The organism is Chryseobacterium sp. MYb7, assembly GCF_002979455.1.
Lineage (GTDB): Bacteria > Bacteroidota > Bacteroidia > Flavobacteriales > Weeksellaceae > Chryseobacterium.
The window spans coordinates 34779-59753 of sequence record NZ_PCOU01000027.1; the positions used below are offsets into that span (position 1 = coordinate 34779).

A 24975-nucleotide genomic window follows, 5' to 3' on the forward strand; every position below is an offset into this window, starting at 1 on the left:
ATCAATTCCCCGAAACCGCTATCGTTATTTTCTGATTTTGCAACGTCCTTTGCAATAAAAAAATAATTTATGCCAAGCCTGCCAAAATGGATCAATGACACCGTAGAAAATGTTTGGTCCTCGAAATTTAAAGAATGTACCGTTAGCCATATAGAAAAAATTACGGATGACCTTTGTCTCATACGCTTTGAAACGGACTTACAGGATGTTCAGTATGAACCTGCCTACGCCATAGGAATAAGAATCAATGATCGTGATTTCAGAAATTATTCTCCTTTCAACTTCAACAGAGATGCCGGAACTTTTGATATTTTATTTCATCTTCATGACGCGTCTGCGGCCGGAAGTCATTTTGTAACTCAACTCGCTAAGGGAGATTCCATCAAACTTTTAATGCCCAGAGGAAAACAATTCTTTACTCCTGATGCCAGAATTCATTTTTCTGTGGGAGATGAAACTTCTTTAGGAAGTTCTATTTCGATTAAAGAAGCAGTAGAGGAATCCGGCTCCTCATTCATCTGTCTTCATGAATTAGAGGAATGTTCTGCGTTAGAAAAGCTGAATTTATATGGTTACCACAGCCCTAAAAACAATACCATGAGAATGATTGAAGCTTTGAATGATTTTCTGAAAGAAGAAAAAGAGACCATCTCTGATGATGAAGTAGTTTTTTATCTTACCGGAAACGGAGAACGGATGTCACTGATCAGAAAATTCCTTAAAGCCAGAGGGGTTTCGCCAAAGCGTATAAAATCACAGGCATATTGGATTGAGGGTAAAAAAGGACTGTAAAAATGGAGAAAAAAAGTTTTTTCCTTGAATAATGAAACTTTATCTGATAATAAAAAGCCATTATTACCAGATAAAGTTATCATTCTCTGTTACCTAAAATTATTGTGCAGACTATTTCAGTTTCTTTCCTAATTCCTTTACTTTTCTCAGCCATTGAGTCCGCTGTTCATCTTTAGAATTCCGGATTACCCCGATATAAGTCAGCTTAACGGGTTTCACACCGCAATATTCCAGAATAGATTTTCTGAGCTGATTAACGCTGGGTCTTCCAAAAAACAAACGATAATACCAACCCGGTTGATCTAATGTTGTCATGATATGAGCTGTTTTACCTTTTAAAAGTTTGTCCCACCAGACAGAATTTTCTCGATATTTATAAGCCATTCCAGGTAAAAAAAGACGGTCTATAAATCCTTTCATCAGAGCGGGAAGTCCACCCCACCAAACAGGATGCACCCACACCAAATGATCTGCCCACTGAATAATTTCCCAGGCTTTCATCAAATCCGGCTCAAGTTCCATTCTTTTCTGGTATCCAAACTGTAAATTGGGATTGAAATTTAAATCCCTTATCACAATTTCTTTTACTTCTGCTCCTGTTTCCGCTGCACCCAGTCTGTAAGCTTCTGCAACCCCAAAATTGAAGGAATCTTTATTGGGATGCCCGTTGATAATGGCTATTTTTTTCATTGTGTGATGTTGATGTTTATAGTATCATAAGCATTAAGCTGTGCCATTAATGATAAAGGCTCATGCAGCTGATGACTGAAATACACCTGATTTTCGTGAGGAGTTCTCAGGAGTTCTTCGGTGTGCAGAACGGCAGATAAAGCGGTGAGTTCTGCCTGTCCTTTCAAACTTTGAAGACTTAATTTCTTTTGTCCGGATTGATCATCAACTACAATTTCAAAAACAGCCTGATCACCGTTTCCACTTGATCCGAAAATCATTTTTCTTTCTTTTAAAGACAGAATATTGTAGATCCTAAGGTATTGAAATGATCCCAGCAGCCAGGTAATGAATTTTGAATTGTAGGTCATTTTCACACTCACATCAGAAATTCTTTCTACTTTGTTGAGAATATATAAATCCGGCACATCAAAATTATAAGCACTTCTATGCCCGATTCCATAGGAAAAATTAAAAGCTTCAGTATCCAGGAAATGTCTGATGGCAACCGGTTTATCATTCTTATAATGGACAAAAGGAACCGCTACATTTTCTGCCATAAAGTGCGCAGAGCTCTCCCCTGCCTGATCTTTCACAGAATAATAGACAAAGAGTTTTACTTCATTAATATCCCCTGAATCAGATAAGGTATTAACTAAACCGGGGACAATCCCGCCCATCCAGCCTGAACTGAATACAATTCTGCTTTTCACCTCTGCATTTCTGGCAATATTATAAGCTTTTACCAAAGCCGGAGTAGGTTTTGTAATATCCAGATAATCTATTTGATGAGTAATTGCATAATGAAGTACATGATCTTCTTTATCATTCACGGAAAGAATGATGAGATGTATTTTTTTGTCAGAAATTACTTTAAAAGAGGAAGGGTCTGTAACATCAATCTTCAGGTCTTTATCTGTTTTTCCGCCTTTTCTGCCTCCAATAAAAACAGTAACATGAGGATTTCTTGATTTCAGAATTCGGGAAATTGTCTTTCCAACCAATCCATTTCCTCCGATAATTAAAATATTTTGCTCCATAATTTTTTTTGACAAAATTATAGTGCCTCCATTCCAATCAAAAGGACAAATGTCTAAAAAGAAATTTCCTTTCTAATTCGGCTTAAATGCCTTTGGGTAATCCCCAGATAAGATGACAAATATTGCAGCGGAATTCTCTGAATATAATCCGGATAATTTTCAATAAGCGCAGCATATCTTTGAGTGGCAGTATCCCTTTGAAGCTGAAAAAACCTGTTTTCAAGTTCAAGATATTCCTGCTCAGCAATAATTTTTAAAAACTGAGTCCAGTTCAGAGCATCCTGAACGAGAACATCCATTTTTTCCTTTTTCAGAATCAGCAGTTCCACATCGGTGATTGCCTGGATACTTTCTTTACTGAGGCATCCTGAAATAAATGATGAGTAAGCAGCAATCATGGTATTGGGAAACTTGAAACAATAGGTCATATCTTTCCCATCATCGGAAGTATAAAAAGATCTGAAAATTCCAGAATTGATAAATGCAACTTCTCTGCACCGCTCGCCTTCCTGTACGAAATAATCATTTTTATTAAGCTTTCGGATTTCAAAAAGCTGTAGAAACTCTTCAATTTCATCTTCTGAAAACAGATTAAAGCTTCGAAAGTAGTCTTGTATCATGATTTTTAAAAGTAAGGATATTCTAACGAGTTACGAAAATAGATAAAAAGATGGAAGCAATCTTTTTTATAAACGCAAAGTTTTCATTTTTGTGAGTTTTTTATTTAAAGAAAGCAAAGACGGAATCAATTTCATTGATTCTTTTTAAGCAGTCGAATAAACATATAGCTTCATAAGTGACTTTGTCGAGATCTTAGCTCACTTAAAATAAGATGTTCTAATAGGTTCTTTGCGTTTTCAAATAAATCAATTTGGACATTTATTATCATAGCCTATCTGATGAATTTCAATTAACAACAAAAAAAATCATCTCAGGACGAGATGATCTACCGTTTTGAATTTACTTGAGTTATTTATGAAGATATGAATGATGTTTTGTTGTAACAAAGATAGGTCAACCCTGTTTTTTATGCATCAGTGGAATCCCTAGAATTATATCCGTAAAAATACGGTTGTATAAAAAGAAAAGCCCTGAAGGAAATACCTTACAGGACTTTTGGTTTATCTAACAATATTCGGTTTACTATTTAAAATTCAAGGTTCAAGGTTTAAAGTTTAAAGACATGATTGTCATTTACTTTCACCTCTAAATCTTTATTAAAGGGGGCTTACTAATTGCAGGAACCATTCTTTCACTTCTCCTTCCAAATGAGGGGTAAGCTTTTCTTCACAAGTTTTATGGTAACCATTCAGCCATGCGATTTCGCTTTCTGAAAGGATTTCTTTTACCACTGTATCTTTGAAGAATGGGCAGAATGTTAATGTTTCAAATTCATAGAATGTTCCGTGGATTGTTTTTTCTGCTTCTTTTACGGCAATCAGGTTTTCGTGACGAATTCCATAATGTCCTTCAAGATAGTAACCAGGTTCGTTTGAACAAACCATTCCCGGAAGAAGTTCCTGTGGGTTCAGATCTTTTCTGATGTTTTGTGGTCCTTCATGTACATTCATGAAACTTCCTACACCGTGCCCTGTTCCGTGGTTGAAGTCTTTCCCTTCCATCCAAAGCGGAAGTCTTGCAATAGCATCAAGGTGTACTCCTTTTGTTCCTTTCGGGAACTTCACCATTGATAAACGGATTAATCCCTGTAATACCAATGTTGAGTTTCTTTTAAACTCTTCCGAAGGAGTTCCTAAGGCAAAAGTTCTTGTAATATCTGTAGTTCCTTCAAGGTACTGACCTCCTGAATCTACCAGGATCGTTTCCTCATTGGTTACTTCTTTGCTTCCTTCTTTTTTGGCAGAATAGTGCATGATAGCACCGTTATCTTTATATCCTACAATAGATCCGAAACTTTCTCCTACAAAGTTTTCACCTTCTGCACGGAAACCTCTCAGTTTTTGTCCGATAGAATATTCGTTCATCGCTTCTTTTCCTGCATTGTGTGTTAACCAATAAAGGAATTTCACCATTGCCACTCCGTCTCTTACCATTACGGTTCTGAAACCATTCAGCTCGGCTTCGTTTTTCTGGGCTTTCATCAGGTTACCAGGAACCGGAGCTTTGATAAACTGGTTGTCTGTTTTTAATGTTTCAAAAATCTGTTGGTTGCTGTTTGGAGAAACAAGCACTTTTTCGTTTTTGAAGATCTTCAGGTAATTGTAGAATTCTTCGTAAGGCATCATTTTCACAAAGGAATCATCCATTTGTTTTCTTGCCGTTACTTCCATTTTCTCTAATCCTGTAAACACAACAGCATCATTTTTAGTAATGACAATGTATCCTAAAAATACAGGGTTACTTTCCACATCACTTCCTCTCAGGTTCAGGGTCCACGCCACATCATCCAGACTTGATATAATGTGTACGGTAGCTTCCTGCTCTTCCATTTTCTGACGGATTGCAGCAATTTTATCAGATACAGATTTGCCTGCTCTTTCTACCGGGTGTACGAAAATAGGATTAGCAGACGGTGTACCTCTGTCTTTCCAGACTTCTTTTAAAAGCGGAAGGTCTACAAGAGAAATATTTTTGGCATTGAATCTTTGAGAAAGCAGTTCCCAATTGGCATTGGAAGCTGCAACAGCACTTACTGCCACTTTACCGCCTGAAGGGATTTCTGAAATAATCCAGTCGATATAATGAGGAGTTCCTTCCATTCCATCTTTGAAAAGATCAATTCCGGAACCATCCAGCTCGATAGCGGCTTGGGTAAAGTATCTTCCATCTGTCCAAAGTCCTGCTTTGTCTTTGGTTACTACCACAAAACCAGCAGAACCCAGGAAACCTGACAGCCAGGCTCTCTCCTGCCATTCTTCAGGAAGGTATTCGCTCATATGCGGATCTGCAGAATATACTATAAATGCATCAACATTATTTTTCTGCATTTCTTCACGAAGTGCAGCCACTTTTTCCTTTGAAGTCATTCTTTTTATTTTTAACCACCGAAAGTTACAAAAAAATTGGGGTCTGAAGGGCAAATTTACCGGCTATTTTGCTTCATCATCTGTTATTTTTAAAGAGATTATAAAAAAATGAAAGCATTAAAAATATTCAACAAAACAAACCATTTTACAGTAAAAAAAGCTACCACATTATTAAAATAATAAATTTTTGGAAAGATTATTGCTTCATTCTATTTCATGAAACAGCAAAACTATAATAACCACAGGAAATTTTATCCGCCCCATCATTTTATTTATCTTCCATTGCTCATTATATTGGAGATTCTAGGAATTTATAAAATCTGGGACGACCCTGAAAATCAGCTGGTCTGGATATTATTTTCCATCGTGATTTTTTTGCTTTTTATCTGGCATTTATGACACGGCAGCATTATGCACTGGGACTTCAAAACAGAATGGTTGTCCTGGAATTTAAACAGCGTTATTTCGAGATTTTCAATAAAAGATCTGATGAAACTGCTGAAAAACTGAGATTCGATGAGATTGCTGCATTGAGATTTACCTATGATGATGAGTTCAAAGAGCTTTTATACAGAGCACTTCATGAAAACATCTCAGGAGATGAAATTAAAAGGTCTATCAAAAATTGGAGAGCTGACCGTCTCAGAATCTAACACACCAACAAAATACATACCTATGAAAAAATGGACCTTTTACAGTATTGCAATATTCAGTTTATTGACACTAACAAGTTGTGAAGCGGTAGAAACGATTTTTAAAGCAGGGATGTGGTGGGGAATTATCTTAGTCTGTGTAATAGTAGGGATTCTTTTACTGATATTTTCGAAGGGTAAAAACTCTTAACCATGCTTATGGAGAAGAATACAGATTTGGAAATTATTTCTCACCTTAAGCCTTCAAAAATTGTTAAAATAATGAAGGATCCGGAAGCTTCTGCAAAGGCGGTACGTCTCGTATATACCACCGATGCAGAAACCAACGGAATTACCCGTAAGAAAACAGGAAAGAAATATTCTTATTATAATGACGGGAAAAAAGTAAAGAATAAGGAAGAAATTACAAGAATCAACAAACTGGTGATTCCACCTGCATGGGAAAATGTATGGATCTGCGCTTTCGAAAATGGACATTTGCAGGCAACAGGTTTTGATGTAAAACAAAGAAAGCAATACCGCTACCATCCACTCTGGACGGCTTTAAGAAATCATACAAAATTTTACAGAATGCTTCAGTTCGGGTACGCGTTACCGGAAATGCGGCTGCATATAGAACAGGATCTTGCATTAAGAAATTTCGAGAAGCGGAAAATTCTGGCCTTAATTGTAAGCCTCATGCAAAGAACCAACATCCGTATTGGTAATTCTATTTACGAAAAACTGTACGGTTCTTTTGGCTTAACGACTTTGAAGGATAAACATGTAAAAGTAAAAGGACAAAAAATAACGTTCTCTTTTAAAGGTAAAAAAGGGGTTATGCATCATGTTGATCTTAGAAGCCAAAGGCTGGCCAGGCTGGTTCAGAAATGTAAAGACATTCCGGGGAAAGAGCTTTTCCAATATTTAGATGATGAAGGAAACAGACATTCTATAGATTCCGGAATGGTGAATGATTATATTAAAGAAATAAGCGGCGAAGATTTTACGGCCAAAGATTTCAGAACATGGTCCGGAACAGTAGGCGCTCTGATTGCTTTTAAAGAAATAGGCTATGCAGAAAATGATGCCCAGAGTAAAAAGAAAATAAAAGAAGCTTTGGATATGGTAGCAGAGAATCTGGGAAATACCTCAGCTGTATGCAGAAAGTATTACGTTCATCCTTTAGTTATCAATCTTTACGAAAACAACACCATCAAAAAATACCTTGACGAGCTTGAAATCATTGAAGAAAATGACGGAAAAGCTGATCTTACAAAAGAAGAAAAGCTGGTGCTGAAGATTCTGGAAAACGAGACGATGTAGGACGTTTGTGTGTCAATAGTGAATGGTGAATATGCTTCGCAGTGAATTTTTATTCTGTACTTCATCAACTCATTGACTGATTAACTTGCGCAGCAAAAATTGACCATTGACATTACACAAATTCGATTCTTTATCTCAGACTGAAATTCTACTGTTGTTCAAAAACTGAACCCTGTATTCCTTTGGGGTAATTCCGGCAATTTTTTTGAAAAGCTGGGTAAAATGGGAGGCAGTATGAAAATTCAGCTCGTAAGCAATTTCTGCAATGTCTTTACTGGAATGAAGCAATGCTTTGCTGTAATTGATATCTATCTCATTGATCCACTGTTTCGGTGATTTTTGGGTAACTCCTTTTACGCATTTATTCAAATAGCTTTCTGTTACGGACAGTTTATCCGCATAAAAAGCGACTCTTTTTTCCCCCACATGGTATTTGAACAAAAGATCCCGGAATTGCAGAGACAGCTCCATGGGACGTGTTGCAGATTTGTGATGGGTATCTGAATCTGTGCTTAGCATTTTGATTAGAATAAGATGAAGCATCGTTACTACTACATCATTGATATTCAAATTATTCAGCCACAATTCCTGCTCCATTATCGGGAGGAGCTGGGTAATAGTTCCATAAGTCAGGCTGTCAAGATTCAGGAAGGGAGTCATGAAAAAGATGCTGCTTTTATGTTTCGGCAGTTCCTGTTCAGAAAGAATATTATTTTCATAAGCGAGGAAGAAGCCTTCGATATCGTCTGATAATTCTACCGTTGCGGTGATTGTCCCTTGTTTGATAAAGATTACGCCTCCTTTTTCAGCATGATATTCTTTATTTTCAAGATACTGTCTGATATGCCCGTTGGTAACGAAAATAATAAAATTGAACGTGGTACGGTACGGAATCACCGGCATCAGAATGCCTTTAAGATAGTTTTCTATCCGATACAGCTGTATATCAGCATTATTGGCTAATATCTTGTCCGTAATATTCGGAAGAAAAAGCTTTTTATATTGAAAATTGGAAAGTACTTCCATATCCTTGTTATGATTATTTAAAGTTATACAAAATATTTTTAAAGCAGAGAAGGCAAAAGAGTGAAAGAATAGCCACGAAACCCGAATATCACACTCTATCCTCCAACCCCATATTCCCAAACGCTCTCACTCTCCCACTCTCTTACCCTTTCACTTTATTAATTAGAACTTATAATACACTCCCACTCTCACTCCAAAAGGACTTCCCGGTGTATACGTAAGATCTGTAATAGGTTCTGCTTCTCCTTTTAGCTGAGTTTCTGTTGCAAACTGAGCTTCATTCCATTTCACATTGAAAAGGTTGTTAATTTGAAAATTGGCGCCCCATTTCTGACGGTTATAAGAAAGCATAAGATCATTCACAAAATAGGCTTTGGTTCTGATGCTGTTATCCTCTACAGCAGGTCTTGCTCCCAGATACCTGTACTGAAGGCCTAAAGAAAAGCCATTCAGGAAATCCCAGTTTACAGAACCTGTGCTGGTTACTACCGGAGCCAGCGGAACGTAATCCTGCTCTTTTTCTTCTCCGGTAAATCGTGCATGGGAATAATTGATATCCGCATTCAGATAAAAGTTTTCCAACGGCTGGAAGCGAACTCCAAGATCCGCCCCGAAACGTCTTGATTTCCCGGAAGGCTCTACCACTGCATCATCTCCTACATACACAAATTCCTGCTGAAGATCCATATACCATAATGCCGGAGTAATAATCAAGAATTTGAATGGATGTAATCGTACCCCGAAATCCGCGCCAATAGAGTATGGAAGCGTATTTTCATTTTTATTGGGAACTACTACTCTCAGATCATTGGAATGGAAGCCCATCCCTGTTTTCAGGAACCACATTACATTGTCATTCTGAGCGTAGGAGAAATTCAATTTTGGACTCAGTCTTGTTGCTTCTTTTGATTGTCCGGACGGTAATTGTTCCACATCCAGCAGATTATGCATATTAAAAATAAAATGATCCACTCTCAAAGCAGGATTAATGGTCCATTTTCCTATTTTCCATATCAGACCTGAATAGGCATGAAGATTGGTTTCCGTTCCCATTACATCAGATAATCTGTCCAACAGAAGATCTCTGTGATAAACGTGGTTGAGCTGTAGAGTATTGATATCATCGTTTCTTAATCCGATTCCTGAAGTCCAGTTTAAAGAGCTGTTGGCCAAGGAAAAAGTCTTTGTATATTTTACTTCAGCTCCATAGATATTTCTGCCGTCGGTCTGCTGAATTTCATCACCATGATCCTTATCTTTTAAATTAAAGGTAAAATCAGAATACAGGTTGAAGTTATACTTTGAATAAAAAGCCATAGCATCTATCTGCTCGGTAGGAGAAATAATATGCTTGAAATTCATCTGAAGGTTTGTTCTGGACGTTTTTCCGCCTTCTGTAGGATCAATACTTCCCCATCTGCCAATGATTCCTTCGTCTACTGCACGTTCCGGAATCTGTCCGGAAGCATTCCATGAAGAATTGAATGTTGAAAACTGGATGTTGAAATAGTCGTTATCAGTAAGCCATTGATTGTATTTTCCAAAGATATTGACTCTGTTGAAATTCTGTTTTACATCGAAAGGTCCGTCTGTATAATTGTATTCTGCGGCTATATAGGCATTTTTTCGTCCCAGATCATCATGCAGAATATTGAACATTCCCAAGACTCTTTTTGAATTGAAAGAACCTCCTTCCAGCTTAATCATACTGTTTTTTAAACCATTATACGTCTGAAAATCTACATATCCTGCGGTGTTAAAGTCTCCACGATCCATATAATAGGCCCCTTTTCCGAAATCTATATTATTAACAGTTTCAGGAATTACAAAGTGTAGATCAGAATATCCCTGACCATGGGCGTGAGAAACGATGTTCACTGGCATTCCGTCTACATTTACGCTTACATCAGTACCGTGATCGGCATCAAATCCTCTTAAAAAAAGCTGCTCTGCCTTTCCACCTCCGGCATGTTGTGCAATAAACAGCCCCGGAACTTTTCTGAGCAGATCCTGCGCTGAGTTTACTGGAAATTTGTTCAGATCGACCTTTGTAATGGCTGATAAAAACGAGCTGTGATTGATGGCTACTTCAGAAATCTGAAAGGGCTTATGTTGTAAAAAAATAATTTTATTTTTATCATCATCATGGGTCACTACCCATTTTATTTCATCATATCCCTGACGGCTGATCACAAGGGTATCAGGAAGGGATTTTACAGGAACGGCAAATGTACCGTCTGTTCCTGTGTGGGTATGGCTGTTTCTGTGGTCGTATTTTACCAAAACATCCGCAATGGGGAATTTGTCATCTGCATCTTTTATCAGCAACTGTTTTTCGGTTTCCTGCGCCATTATTTTTCCACTGAATGTCATGACCAGAAAAACAGCTGCTATTTTTGTTATCTTCATTTTTTGATTGAATTGTTTTTGATTTAATATGTATTTTGAATTTAGAAATTAGAGAGATGTCGACAGTGAATTTTACTTCGCAAGTGAATAGTCAATTATTGAGAAAGAGCTTTAAACCTTGAACCATAAACTTTAAACAGTCTTTCATTCTCAAACTCTCCCACCCTCAGACTCTCTAACCTCTTAGCTTTTTGCTTTAAGAAATACCTTCTGAATTAAAATGGTAATCCATGTTCCGGCTACAAATGGGAAAGTAAATACTCCGCCAACGATATCCAGACAATGATTATCTATTAAAAGATCATCAATAGCAATGGTGATAAGAACTGCAATCAGTACCCACAAACCATCTGTTTTTTTAACACCTGAAAAAACAATGGCTGAAAGCACCGCATTAAAACCAAATAATCCCATGTGAATTTCTTTGATAGGTTCTCCATTCAACTGCGATAATCCTGCACCCAGAATAGATGCTGCCAATCCATATAAAGCGGCTATCGGAGAACTGATGAAAACAGCCAGAAAGAAAATCATTCCCGAAAGTATTCCACCTTGAAATATCACCTCACCAAATCCATTGGTACAGGCTAGAAAATCATCATATTCTGTTGGAACCACTTCACTGCTCAACATCACAGAGGGCGGAATATGGGTAAAATGATGCAGTGCAAATACCAAAACCCATGTAATAATGATAAAAGGAAAAGTAAATACCGGAATTTTCTTCTGGATAAAGAAATGTTGAATAACAGTTGCCAGTGCCCCACCCAATATGATAAGAACCCAGATCAATAACGTTGTCTGAAACAAAAATGCCAACGCTACTCCCACAAGAGCTGCACTGAAGCCGTAAAGCCCGGCATTGATTTCAGATTTGTCATAATGAAGCTTCATTGCGGTAAAAGTTCCGGCTGCTGTTGAAAGCAATACCGCCACTCCACACTGCCAGCTTCCCATAAAAATTCCTATAAGAAACAAAAGCCCGGTCCATCTGTTTTCCTGAAGCATGATCTGCCCGATTCCTTTTAAAACATGATCTATAAAGGGTAGTTTTTTTAAAAATTCGTTCATAGTTTTTTTAAAATTTATTAATAGTATTGAGTGATTTTAGAGGGTTGTTGGTTGTTTTTTGTTGCTAGATGCTGGATGCGAGTTTCGGGTTTCGAGATGCAAGTTTCGGAGTGCGAGGTACAAGGATTAGATACGAGATGGAAAATTCATCATTTTTCAGCTTCAATTCTTTCTTCAACCTTCAAACTCTCAAACTCTCTTACTCAAACTCTCCCTCTCGAATCTCGAAACCGGAAACTCGTTTACCAGCCAAGAAAGACCATTCCGACACCACAAACGGTTACTACTGCTCCGCTTACCACTCCCATGTATCTTTCCAGTTTTTCTGTATTGAATAGTGTTGAGTAGCCATAGCGTCCCAAAAGAACCATTCCGAGCATTGTCAACACTGTAGTTATAGTGAACGAAGTTACCAGTACTGCAATTTCAGACATGGAATGTTTCACTCCTGAATAAAATAATAAAGGAATCAAAGGTTCACTTGGTCCCATTACGAAAATCATGAAAAGCACAAGCGGCGTTACTTTTATTCTTTTTTGAGGCATTACCACTTCACTGTGATTATGTTCGTATACATACACATCATCACCCATTACATCAAAATGCTTATGCGGTTTGTTTCTGATGGCCTGAATAAGGCCGTATACCAGGTAAACTCCTCCAAAGATCAGCAGTGCCCATCCTGAAAAATTTCCTCTGATATCCTGAAACCAGGAGATTTTATTCAGCTGCCATCCGAGAAAAACCCCGATAAAACCTAAAATCAGGGAACTGAACACATGTCCAAATCCGCAGACAACCGTTAATATAGCTGTTTTCATTCCGCTCCATTTTTTGGATTTTGAAATCACAATAAATGGCAGATAATGATCCGGCCCTGAAGCGGTATGTATAAAACTTATTGAAACGGCACTCAAAAGAAGCGCCCAAACTGTACTGTCCATTTTCTATTTATCTATTGTTGTTCTCTATTAAGTTTTGGCTAAAGCCAATGGAAGCGTATCTTTTAGTATTGCGGGCTAAAGCCCGCCTCTATTGAATATTTTCTCTGTAACTTAAATAAAGAATCATTTTAATTTTTATTCTAAAGACCAAAGGATTCCCTGAATATGCAGGAAGAAGTTATACATCATTTCTCCTCCGTGTCCTAAAGCTCTTACTACAAAACCATTGTCTTCCATGGCGGAAACTCCTACTTCCATTTCTTCACGATGCTGTGCTGCAGCTTCAACGATCTCTTCTATCAATCCGTTTTTGTCTATATTTTCCTTTGTACTGTAGAAAATCAGGGTTCCCTGATGGGTATACTGCTCCAGGTTTCCAATGCTGCTGATCGGAATCATGTCAGGCTGAATCAGAACGCTATCTTTCACTACAAGTTTATTGTTATGATAGATTTCCATCACATTCTGAAAACGTTTTAATTTAAAAACCTCTCCATAATGTTTTCGCCCGCAGGTAATGATCTCACTGATGATGATCTGACTGTTTTTCCCGATATGAATATTCGCTTTGCTCTTAAAGTTGGAATCTTCGTGGGGAACTATAGGGTGAGGAACATAGGCGAAAGAAGTTTCATCTTCCATAGAAACGTTCAGCTCCTGAAGCGCCTGGTCCTGCATGTTGAAAAGTCTCTGGTAGGATTGCGACTGCAGCTGAAGGGCAGCTCCTTTTTCAAGAGCAACATCCAAATGGTAGTGGTCTCCATCCAGAATTCCGGGAGAGGAGCTCATCACCATCTGATAGAGCTTTTTGTCACTTTTTCGCTGTCCTACAGATACTACTCTGAAAGGAAGCGAGACATAAAGGTCTTTCACATAGGATTCTCCCCCCTTGAATCCTGCAATTATATTTAAACGACTATCCATTTATCTTACTAAGTTCGGTTCTTCAATTTCCTCTAAAAGAGCATATTTTTTAATCCAACCTATTACTTTATCCAGTCCTTCATCTGTTTTAAGGTTTGTGAAAACGAAAGGATTTCCTTTTCTCATTCTTCTCGCATCATTTTCCATGACTTCAAGACTGGCTCCTACATAAGGGGCAAGGTCAATTTTGTTGATAATCAATAAGTCTGATCTGGTAATACCGGGACCTCCTTTTCTAGGAATTTTTTCTCCTTCTGCTACGTCGATGATGAAAATGGTAACATCTGCAAGGTCCGGACTGAATGTCGCAGAAAGATTATCTCCTCCGCTTTCGATAAGAACCAGTTCGATCTCCGGGAAACGGGCTGCCAGCTCATCTACTGCTTCAAGGTTCATACTTGCATCTTCACGAATAGCGGTGTGAGGGCATCCTCCTGTTTCTACCCCGATAATTCTGTCGTGGGGAAGAAGGCTGTTTTTTGCCATAAATTCAGCGTCTTCTTTGGTGTAAATGTCATTAGTAATTACTCCAAGATCATAAGTCCCGAATAATTTTCTGCTTAAACGTTCCAATAATGCAGTTTTCCCTGAACCTACAGGTCCTGCTACTCCTACTTTTATATACTTTCTATTTTCCATTTTTTTAAATTTTTAATTGATTTTTTAAACGCAATGGGCGTTGTTTTTTTATTAACTGAGAATAATGTAAGGGATGCAAAGGCATTTCATTCGGCTAATAAGCATTCATATTCATTGAGTCTTACGCTTCTTTACTTCCTTAGCTTTTCCAATCTTCTTTTATCATTTTGCCTTTCCTCCCTTTTGTCTTTTATTTTTATTTTTTATGACATATAAAGTCTTGAATACAGTCTTTCATGCTGCATACATCTGATATCAAAGGCAGTATTACAAAGTCCCACCATATCCCTATCCAACTCCATGGTTTCCCAGACTGTCTTTTCCATTACGGGATATAGTGAGAATAAAATATCTTGTCCATCCAGCTGCCCAAGAGGAACCAGCTTTACTGCATTCGTGATCATTCCGGCAACCGAAGTATAATAGAATCCTAAAAGTGCTTCATACAGAGGTATTTTCATTAGGTAAGCATACACTCCAAACACAATACAGTAATGAGAATTAGCTTCTTTATTCTGAACTGCTTTTTCAAAAGCTTCCATAAAAGGAAAACTGTCTCTTCTTTTGAAAATTTTAATCAGTCTGAGCCCAAGTTTCTGGCTGGCCTGGCGGATTTCTTTCGGACATTTTATCGCATTACATTCATTATCAAGAAGTATCAATGCCTCTAAGTTTCCTTTTTCGGCTGCTTTATAAGCCAGTTTTACAAAAGCGCCGTCATTGAATTTAAGGTTGTACTGAAGCATATTCTGCACAAATTCTTTTGCGGTCGCCAGATCATGCACAATTCTTTCCTGAACATACGTTTCAAGTCCGTTAGAATGGGTATATCCTCCGATAGGAAGTGTAGGATCTGCAAGATGAAGCAGTCCTAACAGGAAGTTAATGTTCATATTATTCATCTTTGGGGGCGGCCATTTTTAAGATTTTTGTAAAGATTGTTGATCCCAGACTTCCATGTCCGTGAGGCTCTACATTAGATTTAAGAAGATTCAGCAGTTTCACAGATTGTTTTTCCGGTTTGAAACCACTTGCTTCCAGCCATCTGAACATGGGCATTTCAAAAGGAAGCAGTACTTTATCATCCTGAATGAAAAGCGGAATATGTTTGTTTCCGATCTCATAGCATACAGTACCCATTTCCAACAGAGATGCTGGTGACATCACAATAGCGTCTGTTTCCAGAACGTTGACTACAATTATTTTTTCGGTATCCTCAAAAAGAATATCTCCTTCACGCAAACGCTGCCCTTCTCTGAGAAATTTGATGGCAACATCAGTTCCCTGTCTGGTTTTTTTGCGCTGGATTCTTTTGGTGGTTTCAAACCATTCCAGATCAAGATAGTCTATGGTTTTCTCCGAAGGATTTTCAGCGAGATTGCCTATGATTTGATTAATTATCATTTTTAGATTTTTTTCTGAAGTCTAAGTTTTTGGAAATTCCTACCCCGAAAGTGGAACCACTGATTCCTGCTACATAGCTTTTTGTCCAGCCTTCTTCTTTTGTTTTCGTCTGAAGCATGGATAGTTCTGCAAATTTGAATTTCAGTGCCCAGCCACCTCCTAACAATATCCCGATCAAAGGATAGGCACGGAGACGAAATCCGTTAAAATTCTGCATAGCATCTGCTGCTGTTGAAAGCTGTTGCCCCCAAACATAATGAGCATCCACCTGGCCGATCAATACAAAGTATTTCCCAAGCATTACTGAAGGGCTATACCAAACTCCCGCTTCATTTTGTTTATAAACCACATTATGATCAACCGTATTCTGCGAGTACGCATAATTGACTCCAATAAGGTCGTTGTTATTGATAAAGTATCCTACCCCAAGCGGTGCACTTGATACTGTACTGCTGCTGCTTGACGGTGTTGTAATTTTTGAATAGTCTAATGAACCGTAGACCATAAACTGCCCTTTAGGTCCGTCTTCATCACTCTTAAGCCTGTGTCCGCCCAGAAACTGAGCACTCAGACTCCCTGAAAGCATAGACATACCCGCTATAGCAAGAGAAAAAACTGTTTTATTTAAATATTTCATTCTAAGCTTAGTTCTATAGTTGTTTTACATTGAATTGGATAAACTTTGATTAAACCTTATAGGCTTTTGAAACCTATAAGGTTGATATCCATTATTGTTTAAGTTTATCTTAGAACAAGTAATAAAGCTGTGTTAAAGGCAGTGTTTCCGCTGGTTCACAAGTGATGTATTCACCATCTACTGTTACTTTGTAATTTTCAGGATTCACTTCAATTAAAGGAGTCTTATCATTATGGATAAGGTCTTTTTTACCAATATTTCTACAGTTCTTCACCGGAAGAATCATTTTTTCCAGTTTGTAGGAAGCGATTGTTCCATTGTCAATAGAAATCTGCGAAACAAAGTTTGCACAAGTACCAAACTTCGCTTTTCCGTGAGCTCCGAACATATTTCTGTAAATAACCGGCTGAGGCGTTGGAATAGATGCGTTGGGATCTCCCATTTTAGCAGCAATGACGAACCCTCCTTTTACAATCATTTCCGGTTTTACTCCGAATAATGCAGGTTTCCAGATCACCAAATCCGCTAATTTTCCTTCTTCAATAGATCCTACATATTCTGAAATACCGTGTGCAATAGCTGGGTTAATGGTATATTTCGCTACATATCTTTTTGCGCGGTAATTATCGTTTTCTGCATTATGATCTTCTTCCAAAGCACCTCTCTGCTCTTTCATTTTGCTAGCCGTCTGCCAAGTTCTTGTGATTACTTCTCCCGGTCTTCCCATGGCCTGAGAGTCTGAACTCATGATACTAAAAACGCCCATGTCGTGAAGAATATCTTCTGCTGCAATGGTTTCAGGACGAATACGAGAATCTGCGAACGCTACATCTTCAGGGATATTTTTGCTCAGGTGGTGGCAAACCATCAGCATATCTAAGTGCTCATCAATTGTATTGACTGTGTACGGACGTGTAGGGTTGGTGGAAGCCGGCAACACGTTTGGATACATTGCAGCTTTAATAATATCCGGTGCGTGACCTCCACCTGCACCTTCTGTATGGAAAGTGTGAATGACTCTTCCGTTGATGGCTCTCATCGTATCTTCCAGGAATCCTCCTTCATTAAGAGTATCGGTGTGGATGGCCACCTGAACGTCATATTTATCTGCTACCTTCAATGCTGCATCAATGGTTGCCGGAGTTGCTCCCCAGTCTTCATGGATTTTTACTCCCAAAGCTCCTGCTTCTACCTGTTCTTCGATAGGTTCTTCTGCCGAGCAGTTTCCTTTTCCAAAAAAACCAAGATTCATAGGGTATTCTTCTGCTGCTTCAAGCATTTTCTGCATGTTGAATCTCCCCGGAGTAACGGTTGTAGCATTGGTTCCGTCATTAGGTCCTGTACCACCACCGATCATTGTTGTAATTCCGCTGTAAAGCGATGTTTCGATCTGCTGAGGGCAGATATAGTGAATGTGGGTATCAATACCTCCGGCTGTTACGATATATCCTTTCCCACCATGAACTTCCGTTGAAGCTCCGATGATCATATTTGGTGTTACACCGTCCATTGTATCCGGGTTACCTGCTTTTCCGATTCCTACAATCTTGCCGTCTTTGATTCCTATATCTCCTTTTACAATTCCCCAGTGATCAATGATTACGGCTCCTGTGATACAAAGATCCAGAACACCTTCGTCTCTTTTAGCGGTAACATTCTGTCCCATACCATCACGTACGGTTTTTCCTCCTCCGAAAACGGCTTCGTCTCCGTAATGAGTGAAATCTTTTTCGATTTCAATAATAATTTCAGTGTCTCCCAGTCTGATTTTGTCTCCGGCTGTAGGACCTAATATATTGGCGTATTGTTTTCTGTCTACGTGTAAGCTCATCTTAGTGATTTTTAAAGTTTAACTCTTCAACTTTTGCAAGGCTTTCTTTTTTCTGTTCTTCAGAATCTACCTGTCCGTCAACAAGATTATTGAAGCCCATTGCTTTTTTGGTTCCTCCTATTTCTACCAATTCCACTTCTTTTTCTTCCCCCGGTTCGAAACGCACTGCAGTACTTGCTACAATATTCAATCTCTTTCCGAAAGCTTTCTCGCGGTCAAAGCTCATCGCTTTATTAACTTCGAAAAAATGGAAGTGTGAACCTACCTGAATAGGTCGGTCTCCCGTGTTGGTTACTTTTATTTTTACAGTTTCTCTGCCTTCATTGCAGATAATTGTACCTTCTTTTACAAAAATTTCTCCTGGTATCATAATCAGTAGGTATTAACGAATTGGATTGTGTACGGTTACCAACTTCGTCCCATCCGGGAAAGTGGCTTCTATTTGAACATCGTGGATCATTTCTGATACACCTGGCATTACATCCTCTTTGGTAAGAAGATTAGCGCCATCCTGCATCAGTTCAGCTACTTTTTTTCCATCTCTTGCTCCTTCAAGCAAAAAGTGACTGATCAATGCTATTGATTCCGGGTAATTTAATTTAAGGCCTCTTGCCTTTCTTTTCAGAGCGAGTTCGCCTGCCAGAAACAGCATAAGCTTTTCCGTTTCTCTCGGTGTTAAGTGCATAATATTTTTTATTTAAAATTGGACAAACAATATCCTATTCACCTCTCCGTAAAGGCAAACAGATATGTTCAAAAATGTAAAATGGGAATGATATCTACAGATCTGTACTCACGTGAATACAAACCATGATGAATCATTAAAAATGTTAAAAAGAGATTAGCAGCCCGCTATCTGCAAGCAATGATACAGAATGTATCTGGGTGCTGTAATATAAGTACGGTTTTGAACGGCCGCAACCTGTGTATTGTAAGTGTAGCCTGCAAAGAAATAGTGTAACCACTGCTGTGCAAGTATTGAATAATCAAATTTCACTTTCTCCCAGTCATTGGAGTCCTGTACGTCCTGTACATCTGAAAAGCTGTACATTTCAGGCTGAGTCTGCTGATCAGATTTCTGCTGAAGAAGATGAATTTTTGAAAGGAAATCAGAGTATGGCTGAGTTTTCCCTTTATGTGCAAAAAGACCTGCACACAACGCTGAGAAAAATATTATAAAAGAGAAAAATAAGACTCTTTTTTTCATACCTGTTAATAATGATGTAAAAGTAGAACAATCTTACCCCTCCCGCTATCAAAAAAATTATTTAAAATGTTCAAAATCGCAACAAATGTGAATTTATACAATTTTAACATTACACCACAAATCCCTTATTTACAGCGGTTAATAGCTATTTTTAAAGTATGACAAATATTTTATTGTCCCAATTCCTATAATTATAGCAAATCAGCGTATTTTTTTCTTAAATCTAAAAAAAAGATCAAATACCTTAACATTTCACAAAATTTACAGTAAAAATAAATTGATATATTATTAGCTGATCTATTTTAGAGTTTATCTGACAAAAAGAGCTGGCATTTTTTCTTTCTTTATAATTATTGTAAATTTGTATACACATCTTATTAAATTTAAATAAAATAATAAAACGTAATATGTCAAAAGCAATTTCGCAAGTACCATTAGCGGTAAACGAGCCGGTAAATTCATACGAACCGGGATCTCCGGAAGTTAAAAGCCTTATCGACACTTATAAGAAAATGTGGGCTGAAAAGGTAGAAATCCCAATGATCATCAACGGAAAAGAAGTAAAAACTGATACAAAAGTACAGCTTCAGTCTCCACAGGATCATGCACATGATTTCGGATTTTACTATCAAGGTGGTATGCAGCATGTGGATGACGCTATCAATGCGGCATTGGCAGCTAAAAACGATTGGAATGAACTAGGCTGGGAACAGCGTGCAGCAATTTTCTTAAAGGCAGCTGATCTTTTAGCAGGTCCTTACAGAGATGTGATCAACGCTGCAACCATGATCGGGCAGTCTAAGAATGTACACCAGGCTGAAATTGACGCAGCTTGTGAGTTCATCGACTTCTTAAGATTCAATGTAGAGTTCATGACAGAAATGTATTCTGAGCAGCCAGTTTCTGACAACGGAATCTGGAACCGTGTTGAGTACAGACCATTAGAAGGATTCTGTTTTGCGGTAACTCCATTCAACTTTACAGCTATTTCCGGTAACCTTCCAACTTGTATGGCGATGCTAGGAAACGTAGTGGTTTGGAAGCCTTCTGACAAGCAGGTATATTCTGCAAAAGTAATCATGGATGTATTGACAGAAGCGGGTCTTCCTGCAGGGGTTATCAACATGATCTTTACTGACGGAAAAGAAACTGCTGAAAAAGTATTGGCACACCGCGATTTCGCAGGTCTTCACTTTACAGGGTCTACAAAAGTATTCCAGGGAATGTGGAAAATGATTGGTGATAATATCCATAACTACAGAACATATCCAAGAATCGTTGGAGAAACAGGAGGTAAAGACTTTGTTATTGCTCACCCTTCTGCTAACGTAGAAGCTGTAGCTACTGCATTGGTAAGAGGTGCTTTCGAATATCAGGGACAAAAATGTTCTGCGGCTTCAAGAGCTTATGTACCAAAATCTCTTTGGGCTGATGTGAAAAAAGTAATGGAAGCTCAGATGAGTACCATCAAAGTAGGTTCTCCAGAAGATACTTCTAACTTTGTGAATGCTGTAATCGACAAAAATTCTTTTGAAAAATGTAAAGGATACATCGACAGAGCTAACGCTTCCGGTGAAGCTACTGTGGCAATCGGTGGAAAAGTGGATGATTCTAAAGGATGGTTCGTACACCCAACAGTAATTGAAACTACAAACCCTCAATACGAAAGTATGGTAGAAGAGATCTTCGGACCTATTCTTTCTGTATTTGTGTACGAAGACCAAGATTGGAAAGAGACTCTTAAATTAGTAGATTCTTCTTCTCCTTATTCATTAACAGGTTCTGTATTCTCACAAGACCGTTATGCAATTAATGAAGCTTATAAAGCTTTAGAAAATGCATCTGGTAACTTCTACATCAATGATAAACCAACTGGTGCCGTAGTAGGTCAACAGCCTTTCGGTGGTGGTAGAGCTTCAGGAACCAACGATAAAGCAGGTTCTAAAATGAATCTTCTAAGATGGACGTCTGTAAGAAGCGTAAAAGAAACTTTTGTTTCTCCAAAGAACTATAAATATCCTTATCTTGGATAATAAACAATAAATGATCATTGATCAATGATTTAACAGCCTCGGAATTTCGGTTTCGAGGCTTTTTTGTAAGGTGGCTGCGGGGTTCGAGAGTTTGAGCGTGTGAGAGTGTGAGAGTGAGAATTTGGGTGTGAGAGAAGTTGAATATTGAGTTCATAAAGGTTCTTTCCAGGCTATAAATATTAAACTTTAAACCTCTAAACCCGCATTACGAAACCCGATTCCCAATAACATCTTTTAACAAACCTTACCGATATTTTAAGACTCCACATACCTTATTAGGAATAATTGTTGATTTTTTATTAGTACAACACCCCAAAATAAAATAGTATGAAAAAGTTATTGCTAGCAGCCTTTGGAATAGGAATATTTGCAGTGAGCTGTGGAACCAAAGAATCGACCATGTCAACGAGTAGCAGGGATTCAGCAAAGGTAGACAATGCGCGGAAAAGCGTAACGCCTACAACTACTGATACCATGACTACCAAGATGACGAATCCTGATAGTATCAAGATGAAAAAGGATTCGTGGTGAAATCTCCTGCCAAATAGTAATTATAAACATTCAATCTAAAAATGGAAATCTGCAGATGAAAGCTCTGCAGATTTTTTTATTGGATAGCCACAAATGTTGGATCTATAATGAAGTTTTGGCTTGAAAAGACCCCTTATCTTAGGTTTTGGCTAAAGCCCACTCCTATTAAATTATTGAATCCAGACATTTAAGACAACATCTTTTATCTTTTATCTTTTATCTTTTATCTTTTATCTTTTATCTTTTATCTTTTATCTTTTATCTTTTATCTTTTATCTTTTATCTTTTATCTTTTATCTTTTAATTAAATTCTTATATTTGATTAAAACCAAACATTAAAATTGACTATTATGAAAAAATTATGGATAGGAGCCGTTCTTGGACTTCTTTTTCTTGGAAGTTGTGCTCAAAACAAAGAAAAAAGAGAAGAATATAAAGATGCTCACGACAAAGATTCATTAAGAAACAGAATGGGAGATTCTGCTGTAGCCAACTCAATACCTTCTCCCACAACCTCTGATACTTCAAAAGTAAAAACAGACAGTACAAAAGTTAAATAAAATCACAAATCCACAGACTACTGTGGATTTGCACTTAAAAAAACTTGACTGAAAAAAAACCGGGCAATCAACCCCGATTATGGGATATGGTTTATATTCTGAACAGAATATCCTTTGAAGATAAAAGGGAGAACACTGCTTATCTCAAAGATGAAATATAGCATACGTTCCATATATTAATTTTCATGGCTTGGTTTTTCAGCTTAGGAATTGAATACTCTTACTTTATACTTTAGTTCAGAAGAAAGAAGAATTCTTCAGAAATAAAAGAGATAAGCTGTAGCACGGTGGTGTTCATTTCCCTAAAACTGGCGCAAATATAGGGTAGCAAAGGCTTCCTCTAAAATAATAGGTTGTTCATTTTCGCGAAAATAGCAACACAGAATCTCAAAACCCAACTCTTTTTAATCATTTTCCCGAAAATGGACATTTTTATCTGATTGGTTTTCAGCATCAAGATATTTAATATAAGCTGATGGAGAATAATCTGTAACAGCCTTGAAAACCGCAGCAAATTTACTGTGTGAGGAGAAGCCGCACTCATCAGCAAGGATACTTATCTTATACTGTCTATACTTCTCATTATTGATGAGCTTATCAACAATATAATTGATTCTTAAACGGTTAACATATGTTTTAAAGTCAGCACTTTTATGCTGATTGATTACATATGACAGATATTTTGTATTGGTATTCAGTTCGCCTGCAAGGAAAGACAAAGACATCCCTTTATTGTTATAAAGGTTACCTTTTTCAAAATCTTCAAGAAGTTCCAGCAATTTGGATTCTGTTTCCGGTGTCATCAGAGAATCATTTCGCCTGCGGTCTTCCTCAGAATCCTTTTCTTCAATTTCTTCCACAGATATATTAGAGAACTCAGTGCCGTCAAATTCCTTTAAAGGATGATGACTTCTCTTACTGATCAAATTTAACTGAGCTCTTATGATATTTCTAAACTTTGAACGCTGTTTTTTCTGCTTTGTTCTAAAGAATACAAGCAAGCCAACCAACAAGGTAAACAGAACTATAATAGTGGCATTTTTCACTCTGTTCATCTGGCCTTCTTTCTTAATAGTCTTACCTTTCAGACTTTCTAAACCTTTTCCGGAAAAACTTTGATTACGCGATGCAATACTGTCATAAGTACGCACATATTTCACTGCGTATAAAGAGGCTTTATAATTATCCCCTATTCCTTCATAGTAATCATTAATATTGGAATATACTGCTTTTTTAAGCTTAAGGCTTCTGGAAGTATCAGCTATTTTTTCTGCTTTCTTAAGGTATAATTCGGCATCCTGCCAGTTTTTCTGTTTCAGACGGATTCCTCCCAAACCATTGTAGACCAATCCCAATGTACAGCTTCCTTCTTTTAGTAATTCTTCTGCTTTTTTGTAATAGTTTTCAGAAACGGTATAATCATTAAGCTTAAAATAAATGTCTCCCAATAACTTATAGGACGCAGCAGCAGTTCTAACCTCACTTTTAGTGTCTATTTTTTCAAAATATCTGAGTGAAGATTCAATATATCGGATTGCATTAGAGTAATTGCCCAGCTCCATTTCATAGAAAGCCATTTCCTGATTCAACAGCCCAGCCGCCTCATTACTTTTTTGAAAATCAGAAATCCTGCCAGAAGCTTCCAGCCCTTTCACAATGTATTTTTTGGATCTTTCGTATAACCCTACCTGTCTATATTGCCTGGCAAGCAATCTGGTCACCACAGCCATCCACTCCGGGTCATTACTCTGATTAATGACTGAGTGGGCATTTTCACTATAACAAATTGCCTTTTTAAGTTCACCGGCATGATGATAAAGCTCCGAAGAAAGAACAAGACACTTTATTTTTTCTGAGGGGCTTTGCGCCTTCATATAAAGAGAATCTGCTGTTTTGATCGCTTTGGGTAAATCTTTATAAGCAGTAACGGAAGATGTCTTTTCGCAGATAAGATCAAAATTACTTTTTTCCTGTGCGGATATAGAGACTGCTGTTATCAGCAAAAACAAGAGTTTCAAGAGATTATTAGACATAAAAGAACAAATTATTATTTTTATTTTATAATAATTCATCATTATTTTCGCTGAGTGTCTTTTTGTTTTTTACAAAACTAGTGATATTTTATTTTTTATTAAAATATTATATTGAAATTTAACTATTTAACCAAAAATAGCTATTTACATTAATTTTAATAATTACACTAAAACAATAGATGATTATCTTTCATATCAACCTATCTCTGTTTTAAAAGTAAAGTTACCCTCTAATTATTTTCAATATGAACGACTTAAGTGTCATCATATTTATTACATT

At 37.5% G+C, this 24975-nt stretch carries 24 protein-coding genes and 1 pseudogene; 7 read left to right on the forward strand and 18 right to left on the reverse strand.

The genetic code is table 11. The features are described from left to right. Positions 1-69 precede the first annotated feature (69 nt). Positions 70-792, forward strand: a complete 723-nt coding sequence (locus tag CQ046_RS18580; RefSeq protein ID WP_105703718.1) for a siderophore-interacting protein — start codon at positions 70-72, stop codon at positions 790-792. Between the two features lie 111 nt (positions 793-903). On the opposite strand, the gene CQ046_RS18585 is transcribed toward CQ046_RS18580, so the two are convergent. The 4 genes from CQ046_RS18585 to CQ046_RS18600 form a co-directional block, all read right to left on the reverse strand. Beyond that, positions 904-1482 (reverse strand): NAD(P)H-dependent oxidoreductase, encoded by a 579-nt coding sequence (locus tag CQ046_RS18585; RefSeq protein ID WP_105703719.1) that lies wholly within the window; start codon positions 1480-1482, stop codon positions 904-906. Next, positions 1479-2501, reverse strand: coding sequence for a saccharopine dehydrogenase (locus tag CQ046_RS18590; RefSeq protein ID WP_105703720.1), 1023 nt, complete (start codon positions 2499-2501; stop codon positions 1479-1481). The genes CQ046_RS18585 and CQ046_RS18590 overlap by 4 nt, the downstream gene beginning before the upstream one ends. Before the next feature lie 53 nt (positions 2502-2554). Beyond that, a complete protein-coding gene (locus tag CQ046_RS18595; RefSeq protein WP_105703721.1) occupies positions 2555-3121 on the reverse strand; it encodes a Crp/Fnr family transcriptional regulator in 567 nt (188 codons plus the stop codon). Positions 3122-3718: 597 nt separating this feature from the next. Then, a complete protein-coding gene (locus CQ046_RS18600; RefSeq protein ID WP_105703722.1) occupies positions 3719-5488 on the reverse strand; it encodes an aminopeptidase P family protein in 1770 nt (589 codons plus the stop codon). Between the two features lie 216 nt (positions 5489-5704). On the opposite strand from CQ046_RS18600, the pseudogene CQ046_RS18605 reads away from it, so the two are divergent. The 3 genes and pseudogenes from CQ046_RS18605 (at position 5705) to CQ046_RS18615 (ending at position 7446) form a co-directional block, all read left to right on the forward strand. Next, positions 5705-6141 (forward strand): annotated as a pseudogene (locus CQ046_RS18605) (DUF6526 family protein). Between the two features lie 22 nt (positions 6142-6163). Next, positions 6164-6331, forward strand: a complete 168-nt coding sequence (locus CQ046_RS18610) for a phosphatidate cytidylyltransferase (protein ID WP_105703723.1) — start codon at positions 6164-6166, stop codon at positions 6329-6331. A gap of 8 nt (positions 6332-6339) precedes the next feature. Beyond that, positions 6340-7446 (forward strand): DNA topoisomerase IB, encoded by a 1107-nt coding sequence (locus tag CQ046_RS18615; RefSeq protein ID WP_105703757.1) that lies wholly within the window; start codon positions 6340-6342, stop codon positions 7444-7446. Between the two features lie 135 nt (positions 7447-7581). Here CQ046_RS18615 and CQ046_RS18620 read toward each other — a convergent pair whose 3' ends face one another. The 13 genes from CQ046_RS18620 to CQ046_RS18680 form a co-directional block, all read right to left on the reverse strand. Continuing rightward, positions 7582-8472 (reverse strand): helix-turn-helix domain-containing protein, encoded by an 891-nt coding sequence (locus CQ046_RS18620; RefSeq protein WP_105703724.1) that lies wholly within the window; start codon positions 8470-8472, stop codon positions 7582-7584. A 162-nt stretch (positions 8473-8634) separates the two neighbouring features. Next, complete coding sequence (locus tag CQ046_RS18625) at positions 8635-10881, reverse strand: TonB-dependent receptor (RefSeq protein ID WP_105703725.1); 2247 nt, start codon at positions 10879-10881, stop codon at positions 8635-8637. 183 nt (positions 10882-11064) lie between these two features. Further along, positions 11065-11952: an urea transporter gene (locus tag CQ046_RS18630; RefSeq protein WP_105703726.1), complete on the reverse strand. Its 888-nt coding sequence runs from the start codon at positions 11950-11952 to the stop codon at positions 11065-11067. Positions 11953-12194: 242 nt separating this feature from the next. After that, positions 12195-12896 (reverse strand): hypothetical protein, encoded by a 702-nt coding sequence (locus CQ046_RS18635; protein WP_105703727.1) that lies wholly within the window; start codon positions 12894-12896, stop codon positions 12195-12197. Positions 12897-13031: 135 nt separating this feature from the next. Next, the gene (locus CQ046_RS18640) at positions 13032-13820 is read right to left on the reverse strand and encodes an urease accessory protein UreD (protein ID WP_105703728.1); all 789 of its coding nucleotides are present in this window, start codon (positions 13818-13820) and stop codon (positions 13032-13034) included. Beyond that, entirely contained in the window at positions 13821-14459 is a 639-nt protein-coding gene (gene ureG / locus CQ046_RS18645; RefSeq protein ID WP_047094673.1) for an urease accessory protein UreG, read from the reverse strand. 203 nt (positions 14460-14662) lie between these two features. Next, entirely contained in the window at positions 14663-15352 is a 690-nt protein-coding gene (locus CQ046_RS18650; RefSeq protein ID WP_105703758.1) for an urease accessory protein UreF, read from the reverse strand. 1 nt (position 15353) lies between these two features. Beyond that, positions 15354-15863, reverse strand: coding sequence for an urease accessory protein UreE (ureE, locus tag CQ046_RS18655; RefSeq protein WP_105703729.1), 510 nt, complete (start codon positions 15861-15863; stop codon positions 15354-15356). Then, complete coding sequence (locus tag CQ046_RS18660; RefSeq protein WP_105703730.1) at positions 15853-16500, reverse strand: hypothetical protein; 648 nt, start codon at positions 16498-16500, stop codon at positions 15853-15855. Before CQ046_RS18660 ends, ureE begins: the two co-directional genes overlap by 11 nt. Before the next feature lie 109 nt (positions 16501-16609). After that, a complete protein-coding gene (gene ureC / locus CQ046_RS18665; protein WP_105703731.1) occupies positions 16610-18331 on the reverse strand; it encodes an urease subunit alpha in 1722 nt (573 codons plus the stop codon). Between the two features lies 1 nt (position 18332). Next, on the reverse strand, positions 18333-18701 hold the full coding sequence (gene ureB / locus CQ046_RS18670) for an urease subunit beta (RefSeq protein ID WP_105703732.1): 369 nt from the start codon (positions 18699-18701) through the stop codon (positions 18333-18335). Between the two features lie 12 nt (positions 18702-18713). Continuing rightward, positions 18714-19016 (reverse strand): urease subunit gamma, encoded by a 303-nt coding sequence (gene ureA, locus CQ046_RS18675; protein ID WP_105703733.1) that lies wholly within the window; start codon positions 19014-19016, stop codon positions 18714-18716. A 156-nt stretch (positions 19017-19172) separates the two neighbouring features. Continuing rightward, positions 19173-19538, reverse strand: coding sequence for a hypothetical protein (locus tag CQ046_RS18680; RefSeq protein ID WP_105703734.1), 366 nt, complete (start codon positions 19536-19538; stop codon positions 19173-19175). Between the two features lie 407 nt (positions 19539-19945). On the opposite strand from CQ046_RS18680, the gene pruA reads away from it, so the two are divergent. The 3 genes from pruA (at position 19946) to CQ046_RS18695 (ending at position 22662) form a co-directional block, all read left to right on the forward strand. After that, positions 19946-21571, forward strand: coding sequence for an L-glutamate gamma-semialdehyde dehydrogenase (gene pruA, locus CQ046_RS18685; protein WP_105703735.1), 1626 nt, complete (start codon positions 19946-19948; stop codon positions 21569-21571). A 399-nt stretch (positions 21572-21970) separates the two neighbouring features. Continuing rightward, positions 21971-22102, forward strand: coding sequence for a hypothetical protein (locus tag CQ046_RS23990; RefSeq protein WP_262498057.1), 132 nt, complete (start codon positions 21971-21973; stop codon positions 22100-22102). A gap of 350 nt (positions 22103-22452) precedes the next feature. After that, entirely contained in the window at positions 22453-22662 is a 210-nt protein-coding gene (locus CQ046_RS18695) for a hypothetical protein (RefSeq protein WP_105703737.1), read from the forward strand. 404 nt (positions 22663-23066) lie between these two features. On the opposite strand, the gene CQ046_RS18700 is transcribed toward CQ046_RS18695, so the two are convergent. Beyond that, a complete protein-coding gene (locus CQ046_RS18700; RefSeq protein WP_165790552.1) occupies positions 23067-24695 on the reverse strand; it encodes an AraC family transcriptional regulator in 1629 nt (542 codons plus the stop codon). Positions 24696-24975 lie beyond the last annotated feature (280 nt).